At 71.4% G+C, this 3,634-nt stretch carries 4 protein-coding genes; 2 read left to right on the top strand and 2 right to left on the bottom strand.

Annotated features, from left to right (window positions below):
* Positions 1 to 87: 87 nt before the first annotated feature.
* Positions 88 to 726, bottom strand: a complete 639-nt coding sequence (locus tag ACIA1L_RS33400; RefSeq protein WP_396077073.1) for an ATP-binding cassette domain-containing protein — start codon at positions 724 to 726, stop codon at positions 88 to 90.
* 22 nt (positions 727 to 748) lie between these two features.
* Positions 749 to 2,242, bottom strand: coding sequence for an aldehyde dehydrogenase family protein (locus tag ACIA1L_RS33395; RefSeq protein ID WP_396077072.1), 1,494 nt, complete (start codon positions 2,240 to 2,242; stop codon positions 749 to 751).
* Positions 2,243 to 2,299: 57 nt separating this feature from the next.
* On the opposite strand from ACIA1L_RS33395, the gene ACIA1L_RS33390 reads away from it, so the two are divergent.
* Positions 2,300 to 2,626: a hypothetical protein gene (locus ACIA1L_RS33390; RefSeq protein WP_396077071.1), complete on the top strand. Its 327-nt coding sequence runs from the start codon at positions 2,300 to 2,302 to the stop codon at positions 2,624 to 2,626.
* Positions 2,607 to 3,455: an alpha/beta hydrolase gene (locus ACIA1L_RS33385; protein WP_396077070.1), complete on the top strand. Its 849-nt coding sequence runs from the start codon at positions 2,607 to 2,609 to the stop codon at positions 3,453 to 3,455. Before ACIA1L_RS33390 ends, ACIA1L_RS33385 begins: the two co-directional genes overlap by 20 nt.
* Positions 3,456 to 3,634 lie beyond the last annotated feature (179 nt).

The raw sequence follows: 3,634 nt of genomic DNA, 5'->3' as shown, positions 1-3,634 counted from the left end.
CTACGACCCCGCCAAACACGGCGGAGCCTCGCGGTTCACCACCTCCCCGCCGCTCGCTCAAGCGGCGTGAGGTTGACACAGGGGGTGTCATGCCGCGACCAGGTCTGCCATGCCGGTGACCGTGGTGCCGGCCGCTGCCGCGAACCCGTCGTCATGGCTTGCCAACAGCAGCGTCCCGCCGTTCTTGCGGTAGTCGGCGAGCAGAGCCGCCACCGTCGCGCGGCCCTCGGGGTCGAGGCGCTGTTCCGGCTCGTCCAGGACCAGCAGCTTGCTCGGGCGCAGCAGGGCCAGCGCCAAGGTGAGCCGCTGCTTCTGCCCCGAGGACAGCGACGGCGGCACCGCGTCGGCGTGCGAGGCGATGCCGAGCCGGTCCAGCGTCTCGTCCAGGCCGGCCCGGTCCGGGTCGAGGCCGTGCGCGCGGCACACCAACTCGGCGTGCTCGCGGGCGGTCAGGCCCGGGTACCAGCTGGGCGGCTCCACCGTGGTTGCCACCGCCCGCCAGAACTCGGGTGTGGACCCCGGCGGGCCGCCGAACACCGTGATCTCGCCCGCGTCGGGGCGTTGCAGGCTCACGATGCAGCGCAGCAGCGTGGACTTGCCGATGCCGTTCTCACCCGTGATGCAGACCCCGGCGCCGGCCTTGACGGTCAGCGCCGTGTCCACCAACACCGGGGTCGAGCCGTAGCTCACCGACAGGCCGCGGACCTCGATCGCTAGTTGATCCACCGGCCGACGCTAGCAGAGCAGGTCAGGGGCGGCGGCCGTACAGCAGCTTGAGGGCCTTGACGATCCGCTGGACCTGGGCCGGGGTGCGCTCGAAGGTCATCGCGGGCAGCACCGAGGGGCCCCGGCGGACGGTGATGGCCTTGGCGACACCGAACTCGCGCAGGCCGTCCTCGCCGTGGATGCGGCCGATGCCCGAGTCGCCGACGCCGCCGAACGGCAGGTTGGCCATGCCGACGAAGCTCAGGGTCGAGTTCACCGACACCATGCCGCTGCGCAGCCGCCGGGCGATCCGGATGGCGTTGGCCTTGCCGAAGACCGCTCCGCCCAGACCGTACGAGAGCGCGTTGGCCTTGCGGACCGCCTCGTCCGCGTCGGCGACCTTGGTGATCGTCAGGGTCGGTCCGAAGGTTTCCTCGCGGATGGCCGCGGAGTCCTCGGGCACGTCGACCAGCACGGTGGGGGAAACGTACGGCGGCTGCACCGCGTCCGCTCCGCCCAGCACGGCCCGGCCGCCGCTCTTCAGGGCGTCGTCGATGTGCCGGCGGACCACGTCGATCTGGCCGGGCATCGTCATCGGGCCGACGTCCTCGCCGACCTTGAGCTTGCCCGCCTTGACCACCACTGCCTCGACGAACGCGTCGTAGACGGGGGCGACGGCGTACACCCGCTCGATGCCGATGCAGGTCTGCCCGGCGTTGGTCATCGCGCCCCAGACCGCTGCCTCGGCCGCCGCGTTCACGTCCGCGTCGGCGTCGACGATGAGCGCGTCCTTGCCGCCCGCCTCGATGATCACCGGGGTCAGCGTCTCCGCGCAGGCGGCCATGACCTTCTTGCCGGTCGCCGTCGAGCCGGTGAAAGCGATCTTGCCGACGCCGGAGCGGCACAGCGCGGCACCGACATCGCCCAGGCCGTGCACGGTCTGCAGGACCGGGTGCTCGGGGACGACCTCGTTGAAGGTGTCGACCAGCCACTGGCCGACCACCGGGGTGTACTCGCTGGGCTTGAGCACCACGGCGTTGCCCGCGGCGAGCGCGCCCGAGATCGGACCCAGGGGGGTGAGGATCGGATAGTTCCACGGGCCGATCACGCCGATCACGCCGTACGGCTGGTATTCCAGGTGGCCGGCGTGCTCGGCGAGCAGCAGCCGCGACCGGGTCCGGCGCGGTCCCAGCACGCGGCGGGCGTGACGGGCCGCCCAGTCGGTGTGCTCGATCGCGGCGCTGGCCTCGACGATCGCGTCGGCGACCGGCTTGCCGGTCTCGGAGTGGGTGAGCGCGGCCAGCTCCTCCAGCCGTTCGGCGAGCAGCGCCCGCCACCGCAGCAGCCGCGTCTTGCGCCCGTCGAAGCCGAGCCCCGCCCACCACACCTGGGCTTCGCGGGCACGCTCCACCGCGGCGGAGACCGCGGCGGCGTCGGCCACGGGCACCCGCCCGGCCTCCGCCCCGGTCGCAGGACTGGTCGAGATGAGGAAGCCCTCCTCGACCACAGGGACACCGGGCGTACGGGTAGCCGTCATGAACGCGAGTCTATGTCGCATTCAGTGCTCTGCGCCTCACACGTACGCTGGATAATCATGAGTCCTCGCCGGAATCGCCCCCGCCGTGCCGAGACGTCCGCAATGCCGGACGCTCAGGTGCGTCGTGGCGTGGAAGGCGTCCAGCAATACCAGGACGGCGAGTGGCTGGTGCGGTCGATCTTCGGCGGCGCGGCCACCAAGACGTACCGGTGCCCGGGCTGCATGCAGGACATCCGCCCCGGCGTGGCCCACGTGGTCGCCTGGCCGGCCGACGACCGCGGCGACGCCTCCGACCGCCGCCACTGGCATACCGGTTGCTGGCGGGCCCGCGACCGGCGCGGCCCGGGGGTCGAGCGCTCGCGCAATGCACCCCGCTACGGCTGACCTGCCGTTCCTGGGGAAAGATCGAGACGTGACCAACCAGATCCGCGCCAACTCCGTCCTTCCCGCCCACCGGGAGGACATCGAACTGCACACCGCTGATGGGCTGACCCTGGTCGGCGAGCTGGCCCGGCCGTTGGACCGGGCCCCGGTCGCCACCCTGGTGTGCTTGCACCCGCTGCCCACCCACGGCGGCATGATGGACAGCCACGTCTTCCGCAAGGCGGCCTGGCGCCTGCCCGCCCTGGCTGACATCGCCGTGCTGCGCTTCAACACGCGGGGCACGTCCAGCGTCCGCGGCACCAGCGAAGGCACCTTCTCCGCGGGCGTGGACGAGAAGTACGACGTGGCGGCCGCCATCGAGTACGCGGAGTTCGCCGACCTGCCGAACGTGTGGCTCGTCGGCTGGTCGTTCGGCACCGACCTCACGCTCATGCACGGCCTCGACCCGACGGTGGCCGGCGCGATTCTGCTGTCGCCGCCGCTGCGGTTCTCCGCGCCCGAGCATCTGGCCGCCTGGGCGTCGTCGGGGAAGCCGGTGACCGCCCTGGTTCCGGAGTTCGACGACTACCTGCGCCCGGAAGCGGCGGTGGAGCGGTTCGCGGCGATTCCGCAGGCTGAGGTGGTGGGGGTGCCCAACGCCAAGCATCTGTGGGTGGGTGATGCGGAGAAGGTGCTGGACGAGATCGTGCGCCGGGTTGCGCCGTCGGTGTCGGTGCCGTTGCCGCGGGAATGGGACGGGCTGATGGAGTCTGGCGACATGAACGCGTACGCGGACCGTACTGTGGCAGCCTTTGCCGATATCCCGGTGCCTGGTTCTTCCGCGGAGTAACGCCGTTCGGGGTGGGTTCGGGGTCGTTTCGGGGAGGGGATAACCCACTCCGGGCGGTCAGGCTTGATCCCTGCGTGGGTCATCCCCCCGTTACCTTTTTCAGGTCCCCAGCCGGGGACTGCTCGGTCGCCTGGTCCGGTATGACTTACTGCCCCTGTCGTACGGATGATCCGGGGGGT

The sequence above is a fragment of the Actinoplanes sp. NPDC051859 genome, assembly GCF_044452725.1.
Classification (GTDB): domain Bacteria; phylum Actinomycetota; class Actinomycetes; order Mycobacteriales; family Micromonosporaceae; genus Actinoplanes.
Note: the sequence above shows the minus strand (reverse complement) of the source record. Positions and strands in the feature narration are given on the sequence as shown.

Coding starts and splice junctions, on each gene's coding strand:
- ACIA1L_RS33395 (WP_396077072.1), bottom strand. CDS start 2,242: ATGACGGCTACCCGTACGCCCGGTGTCCCTGTGGTCGAGGAGGGCTTC.
- ACIA1L_RS33390 (WP_396077071.1), top strand. CDS start 2,300: ATGAGTCCTCGCCGGAATCGCCCCCGCCGTGCCGAGACGTCCGCAATG.
- ACIA1L_RS33385 (WP_396077070.1), top strand. CDS start 2,607: ATGCACCCCGCTACGGCTGACCTGCCGTTCCTGGGGAAAGATCGAGAC.